Annotated in this window: 5 protein-coding genes; 4 read left to right on the forward strand and 1 reads right to left on the reverse strand. The window is 67.1% G+C overall.

The genetic code is table 11. The features are described from left to right. From AC1HIY_RS00890 to AC1HIY_RS00900, 3 genes are all read left to right on the forward strand, one after another. On the forward strand, nucleotides 1-1667 hold a 1667-nt coding region (locus AC1HIY_RS00890; RefSeq protein WP_479574815.1), incomplete at its 5' end, for a S8 family peptidase. Between the two features lie 344 nt (nucleotides 1668-2011). Beyond that, entirely contained in the window at nucleotides 2012-4288 is a 2277-nt protein-coding gene (locus AC1HIY_RS00895) for a T9SS type A sorting domain-containing protein (protein WP_479574816.1), read from the forward strand. 133 nt (nucleotides 4289-4421) lie between these two features. Beyond that, on the forward strand, nucleotides 4422-5777 hold the full coding sequence (locus AC1HIY_RS00900) for a class II 3-deoxy-7-phosphoheptulonate synthase (protein ID WP_479574817.1): 1356 nt from the start codon (nucleotides 4422-4424) through the stop codon (nucleotides 5775-5777). Between the two features lie 32 nt (nucleotides 5778-5809). Here AC1HIY_RS00900 and AC1HIY_RS00905 read toward each other — a convergent pair whose 3' ends face one another. Next, nucleotides 5810-5998, reverse strand: coding sequence for a hypothetical protein (locus AC1HIY_RS00905; protein ID WP_479574818.1), 189 nt, complete (start codon nucleotides 5996-5998; stop codon nucleotides 5810-5812). Nucleotides 5999-6278: 280 nt separating this feature from the next. Between AC1HIY_RS00905 and AC1HIY_RS00910 the strand changes: the two genes are divergently transcribed. Further along, nucleotides 6279-7735 (forward strand): AMP-binding protein (locus AC1HIY_RS00910; RefSeq protein ID WP_479574819.1); only part of this gene is annotated, 1457 nt, incomplete at its 3' end.

Here is a 7735-nt window from a genome sequence, read left to right on the forward strand (position 1 = left end):
CGGACACGCAAGGCGACGTGGCGCAGCACTCGGATGCGGCGCGCGCCTCCTTCGGCATCGACGGCGCGGGCGTCACCGTCGGCGTCCTCTCCGACAGCTACAACCAGCTCGGCGGCGCCGCGGCGGACGTGGCCTCGGGCGACCTGCCCGCCGGCGTCTCCGTGCTCGACGACACCGGCTCGTGTGCGCCCGACCCCGCATGCGCCGACGAAGGACGCGCCATGATGCAGGTCGTCGCCGACGTGGCCCCGGGAGCGGCGCTGGCGTTCCACACCGCGCTCGGCGGGCAGGCCGGCCACGCCGCCGGCATCGACGCGCTCGTCGCCGCCGGGGCGGACGTCCTCGTGGACGACGTGGCGGGCCTCACCGAACCCATGTTTCAGGACGGCATCGTCGCGCAGGCCGTCGATGCGGCCGTGGCGGCGGGCGCGGCCTTCTTCTCCGCCGCCGGCAACGAAGGACGCGACGGCTATGAGGCCAACTATACGCCGGGCAACGACCCCATCTTCGGCCTCCCCTCCCACGAGTTCGGCGGCGGCGACTTCTTCCAGAACATCACCATCCCGGAGGGCACGGGCATCACCGTGGCCTTTCAGTGGGATCAGCCGTACGCCTCGGCCACCGGCGGCGCCGGCGCAAGCACCGACCTCGACATCTTTCTCTATGACGACCCGCCCTCGGGCGCGCTCACCGGAGGCATCGACTCGAATGTGGGCGGCGATCCCGTGGAAACGTTCACGTTCTTCAACCCCGTCGGCTCGGGCGAAACCTCGTTCAACCTCTTCATCAACCGCTTCTCCGGCCCGAACCCCACGTTCGTGAAGTACGTGATCTTCGACTTCGAAGGGACGGTCAACGAGTTCACCACGGACAGCGGCACGCTCTTCGGCCACGCCAACGCCGACGGAGCCGAGGCGGTGGGAGCCGCCGCGTACGATCAGACGCCCGCCTTCGGCGTGGATCCGCCCGTGCTCGAATCGTTCTCCTCCGCCGGAACGACGACGATCCTTTTCGACCTGAACGACAACCCGGTCAACGAGGTGCGGCAGAAGCCGGAGATCGTCGCGCCGGACGAAGGGAACAACACCTTCTTCGGCGACGACACCGAGCCCGACGGCTTCCCGAACTTCTCGGGGACTTCGGCCGCAGCGGCGCACGCGGCGGCGGCGGCGGCGCTCTTGCTCGACTTCAACCCCACGCTGTCCCCCTCGGCCCTCTATGCCGCTCTCGAAGGCGCCGCCCTCGACATGGGCGCCGCCGGCTTCGACGACGACAGCGGCTTCGGCCTCCTTCAGGTCGATGCCGCCCTCGGCGATCCCCCGCCGGACCTGACGGTGAGCGTCGTGGCCGTCGGCGGTCCCATCGTCATGCCCCCCGAAGGCGGACGGTTCGACTACACCATCGACATCACGAACAGTTCGGCGGTCGATCAGACCATCGAACTGTGGATCAACGTCGCCGGACCGAACAACATCAGCATCACGCGCGGCCCCGTCCCCATGACGGTCGCGGCGGGCACGACGTTCAGCCGCACCATCGAGCAGAAGGTCCCCGACACCGCGCCGGCGGGCACGTACACCACCACCGCCTCGATCGGCTCCTTCCCCATCGCCGACCAGTCCGACAGTTTCACGTGGGAAAAGCAGGCCGCCGCCGCCAACCGATAGGCCGGTCTTGCCTTTACTCGCCCTCCCGGCATGCGCCGCCCGCGTCAGGGGCCTCCCTTCGCCGAGGTCATGGGCTCGTCCTTCGGCTTGCGGTCCTCCGCTCGTTCCCATGCGCCGGCGGATCGGACGCAACGCGAGACCCCCATTTTCCACGAGGATGAGGTCGAAAAGGGTCGTTTTGCTTCGTCGCATACCCTATATTCGCAAATGGGTAGAGGCCGCCCTGGCGCCTCGGAGTCCCCGGTTCTGTTTTTTGCGGACTAATCTCTGGAGCATGCATCATGAGAAAGGCTACGGATCCTCTCAGAGACCAAAGGGCAGGGAGACGGTGGATCAGTGTGGGGATGCTCGTGGTTATGTTTTGCGCGGGCGACGCGTGGGCACAGCAACGGATGGACGTGGGGGGCGCGCCCGCGCCGGACCGCCCGCCGAGCGTGGTATGGGTCAACGGGTACAGCCCCGACCACCCGGCGCGGGGCGTATTTTACGACCTCCAGCCCACGGCGGCGCAGCGGTCGTATGCCTCGGCCTTCGCCGGCCTGACGCATGAGGAAGAGGGCGCGCGGAGCCTGTTCGCGGACGGATCCGAAGGGCAGCCTCTGGTGGTGGCCCCTCCGCCGGGCGCTTCCGGCGCCCCCGTACCGACCGGGTCCTCGGCGCCCGTCATCTCCTTCGAGACACAGGATTTCGACGACAACATCATCACCACCGGCGGCTCGATCTTCATCCCGCCGGATTCGCACGGCGCACCCGGTCCGAGCGACGTAGTGGTGGTCAACAACGTCTCGCTCGCCTCTTATGACAAGACGACCGGCGCCGTCTCGGGGCTGGCGCTGCAGAGCTTCAAGACCTTCTTCGGCTCGACGACCTTCACCTTCGACCCGAAGGTCGTCTACGATCATTTCTCCGACCGCTTCGTGGTCGTGACGCTGGAGCGCGAAGATGTGGCGGCTTTCGGCGACCCTGCCGACGCGTCCCGTATCCTGCTCGCCGCCTCGCCCGTGGGCACGCCTGCCGGCACGTGGATCGCCATCACCATCGACGCCAAGCTCACCATCGGCACGGATGAGACGTGGTGCGATTATCCCGGCCTCGCCGTCGACGAGGAGGCCATATACGTCACATGCAACCACTTCAAGTTCGGCAGTTCGCCGGGCTCGTCCGTGGGCCAGCGGCTTCGGACGATAGACAAAGCCAGCTTTTACGCCGGCACGTTCAGCGACGCTACCGACCTCTTCGTCTATGATCCCGCCACCGCCACCGGCGGCGGCTTCGACGTCACGATGATGCCCGCGCAGGTGCACAGCGACCCGGGCGGAACCATCGGAACGTGGCTTCTGGGCTATTCCGGCCTGACCGACGGCACGAACGACTTCTATCAGGTGATCCGCATCGACAGCCCGCTGGCAGGCGCGGGGGCAAGCTTTACGCTCACGTTCGTCAGCCTCGGCGACGTCGATGACACCGCCACGGCCTTTGCCGACGCCGAGCAGTCGGGCACGGCCACCCGGATCGACTCGGGGGACCGCCGTCTGCTCGATGCGGTCTGGCGCAGCGACCGGCTCTGGGGCGTCGCCACGATGATCCCGCCTTCGGGCGCCGACGCCGGGCACGAGACCGCCCACTTCGCGCAACTCAGCACCTCGGGCACGCCGTCGCTGGTCAATCAGGGCGAGGTGGGAGCGGAGGACCTCGGCGCGACCACCTATACCTTCTATCCCTCCATTGCGATCAACGACGCCTGCGCGATCATGGGGTTCGCCGCCACGAACGCCGCGATGTTCCCCGGGGCGTATTACGTGGGCATCAACCCCCTCACCGCCGCCGTGGGCGGGACCATCACCCTCCGCGCCGGCGATGACTTTTACGTGCGCACGTTCGGCGGGTCGGACAACCGATGGGGCGATTATACGAGCACCACGCTCGACTTCGACGACGAGGCCAGCTTCTGGGTTTTCAACGAATACGCGCAGACGCGCGGCACCATCGCGAGCGGGGAGGACGGTCGATGGGGACAACGAGCCGCGGAGGAGGTCTGCGGCGGCCTCCTGCCGATCGAGCTTGAAGGCTTCGGCGCGCGGGTGGAGGGCCGAACGGTCACGCTCGCCTGGCGCACGCAGAGCGAGACGAACAATGCCGGCTTCGAGGTGGAGATGCGCGCCGCCGCCGAGCCGGGCAAGACGTGGCAGACGGTGGGCTTCGTGCCGGGCGCGGGCACCACGAGCGAAGCGCAGGCCTACACGTTCCGCATCGAGGACGTCGGGCCGGGACCGCACCGCTTCCGCCTGAAACAGCGGGACTTCGACGGAACGTTCGTCTATAGCCCGGAGGTGGAGGTGTTCGTCGAACTGCCGGAGGCGTTCGTGCTCTCGGATGCTTTCCCCAACCCCTTCAACCCGCAGACACGGTTCACGCTCATGGTGCGGAACGAGCAGCGGGTGCGCGTGGCCGTCTTCGATGCGCTCGGGCGGGAGGTGGCGCGCCTGCACGACGGGCCGCTGGCTCCGAACACGGCGCACCGCTTCACCTTCGAGGCGGGCGGCCTCCCGAGCGGGCTGTACGTCTACCGCGTCGAAGGCGAGACGTTCAGCGCTTCGAAGCTGATGACGCTCGTCAAGTAAACGTCCGACGAGGCCGCGAGCGTGCCGGAGAAGCGGCGCGGAGGGCTTCGCCGGTCCCCCGCGCCGCCTCCGAGAAACGCGCCTCGCGCTCCGGCGTACGAGAGACGTTCCGTTCCGTATCCAGGGAGTCCCCATGATCAGTGGTGTGCAAGACTGGCATCCGGCTTCGTGGCGCGAGAAGCCGGCGCTTCAACAGCCGGACTATCCCGACGAAGCCGTGCTCGAGGCTGTGCTGGCGCATCTGGCCACGCTGCCGCCGCTTGTGACCTCGTGGGAGATCGAACGGCTGAAAGGGCAGCTGGCCGAGGCGGCGACGGGGCGGCGGTTCCTCCTTCAGGGCGGCGACTGCGCCGAGAGCTTCGACGAGTGCCGTTCGGACGTGATCACGAACCGCCTCAAGGTCCTCCTTCAAATGAGCCTCGTGCTCATCTACGGCCTGCGTATGCCCGTGGTGCGCGTCGGGCGCTTCGCCGGGCAGTACGCCAAGCCCCGCTCGTCCGACCGCGACACCCGCGACGGGCGCACGCTCCCGAGCTATCGCGGCGACATCATCAACCGCCGGCCCTTCACCGAAGCCGACCGCACGCCCGACCCCCGGCGCATGCTCGAAGCTTACAGCCGCTCCGGCCTCACCCTCAACTTCATCCGCGCCCTCGTCGACGGCGGCTTTGCGGACCTCCACCACCCGGAATACTGGGACCTCGACTTCGTGAAGCACTCGCCGCTCGCCGCCGACTACGAGGCCATCGTCGCCTCCATCATGGAGGCGCTCCGGTTCATGGAGACCGTCTCGAATGCCCGGCTGAGCGATCTGGAGCGCGTCGAGTTCTTCACGAGCCACGAGGCGTTGCTCCTGCCCTACGAAGAGGCGCTCACCCGACGGGCGCCGCATCAGACGGGGATGTACAACCTCTCGGCGCATTTCCCGTGGATCGGCATGCGCACGGCGCAGATCGACGGCGCGCACCTCGAGTACGCGCGCGGCATCGCCAACCCGATCGGCGTCAAGGTCGGCCCCGCGATGACGACCTCGTGGCTGAAGGACCTCGTCCGCCTCCTCAACCCCGACGACGAGCCGGGCCGCCTGACGCTCATCACCCGCTTCGGCGCGGATCACATCGAGGATGCCCTGCCCCCGCTCATCGATGCCGTGCGGGCCACGGGCCGGACGGTGCTCTGGTGCTCCGACCCCATGCACGGCAATACGGAGATGACCGACTCGGGCCTGAAAACGCGGCGCTTCGAAAACATCCTCGCCGAGCTCGAGCTCGCCTTCGACGTCCATGCGGCCATGGGCACGCACCTCGGCGGCGTTCACTTCGAGCTGACGGGCGAAGACGTGACCGAGTGCATCGGCGGCGCGCGCGGGCTCGACGAAAACGACCTCGACCGGGCCTATAAATCGTCGGTCGATCCGCGGCTGAACAGTGAACAGGCGCTCGAAATGGCTTTTTGCGTGATCCGCAAGCGGCGGCGGATGGAGGGCTGAGACCGCCCCTCACGCCGGGTCGGAGAAGCGCGTCAGGGCGCGGGCGAAGAGACGTCCGAAGAGGGTTTGGGCTCGGTCAGCGCCACGCGCGCTTTCGCGAAGGCGAGGAAAAGCCCGTCCAACACCGTGTCGGTCTCTTCCGGTACGGGCTGCGCCGTTCTTTCCGAATCCCCCTTTCCGAGGAGCACGGCTATCGGGGTCCACTCTGTCATGATCTGCATGGGCACTACGGATCGGGATCATGCGCAAGTTGATAATTAATAGATAGATCAATCCGGACAGGCTTGCAATAGGAGAATCTCCCATTCTGAAAGAGGGTCGCTTTCGGTCATGCCGGGCGTCGTGTCGCACGGGTGTTTGGGGGTGCGGATGTTTGGGGGTGTGGCTTCGATGCGAGCGAACGCGAGCCCCTGACGCCCCACAGTTGCGAAGGCGGCTTCCTCGCATTAATATATACCGAACCCATCTCCACAGTCCCTCCCCAAACTGGAGACCGCCTGCATGATTTATCGAAGCCCCTTCCCCGACGTAACGATCCCCGACGTGGCCTTGATGCCGTTCGTCTTCCGAAACGTGTCCGAGTATGCCGACAAGCCCGCGATCATCGAAGGGCCGACCGGGCGCACGTACACCTATGGACAACTCGTGGACGCCATCCGAAAGACCGCCGCCGGGCTGCACGCGCGCGGCTTCCGCAAAGGGGACGTCTTCGCCATCTTCAGCCCGAACCTGCCCGAGTACGCCGTGCTCTTCTATGCCGTCAACATGCTCGGCGGGATCATCACCACCATCAACCCGCTCTATACGGCGGACGAACTTGCGCACCAGCTCGAAGACGCCGGCGCAAAGCGCCTCATCACCATCCCGCTCTTTCTCGACAAGGCCACGGAAGCGGCCCGGAGTGCGGGCATCCAGGAAGTGTTCGTCTTCGGCGAAGCGGAAGGGGCCACGCCGTTCGCCGAATTGATGCAGAGCGGCGGTGAGCCGCCCGAGGTCGCCATCGATCCGGGCGAGGATCTGGCGGTGCTCCCGTATTCGAGCGGCACCACGGGGCTGCCCAAAGGCGTCATGCTCACGCACCGCAACCTCGTCGCCAACATCACGCAGGCGCTCGCCGTCGAAAAGATCGACCGGGACGAGGTGCTCATGGCGATCCTGCCCTTCTACCACATCTACGGCATGGTGGTCGTCATGAGCATGTGCCTCTCGACGGGCGCCACCATCGTCACGATGCCGCGTTTCGATCTCGAGCAGTTCCTCGATATCCTCCAGAAGTACCGCGTCACGTACGCGCACCTCGTGCCGCCGATCATCCTGGCGCTCGCCAAGCATCCGCTCGTGGACCGGTACGACCTCTCGGCGCTTCAGAACATCTTCTCGGGCGCGGCGCCGCTGCCGGAGTCGGTGGCGAAGGGCTGCGCCGAGCGGCTCGGCTGCACCGTGCGGCAGGGCTACGGGCTGACCGAGACGAGCCCCGTCACGCACATGAACACGCGCGACCGCGAGATCCGCATCACCTCGGTGGGCGTGCCGCTGCCGAACACGGAGGTGCGCATCGTGGACGTGACCACGGGCGAGGACCTGCCGCCGGGAGAGCCGGGCGAGCTCTGGATGCGCGGCCCGCAGGTGATGAAAGGCTATCACAAGCGCCCCGAAGCCACCGCCGACATGATCGACGAGGAAGGCTGGCTCCACTCCGGCGACGTCGGATACGTGGACGAGGACGGCTATCACTACGTCATCGACCGCGTGAAGGAGCTCATCAAGTACAAGGGCCTGCAGGTGGCGCCGGCGGAACTCGAAGCCGTCGTGCAGTCGCACCCCGCCGTGGCGGACGCCGCCGTGATCCCGAGCCCGGACGAGGAGGCGGGCGAGGTGCCGAAGGCGTTCATCGTCCGCAAGCCCGGCGCGACGCTGACCGAGGAGGAGATCATGGCGTACGTGGCCGAGCGCGTGGC

It is taken from the genome of Rhodocaloribacter sp., assembly GCF_056451265.1.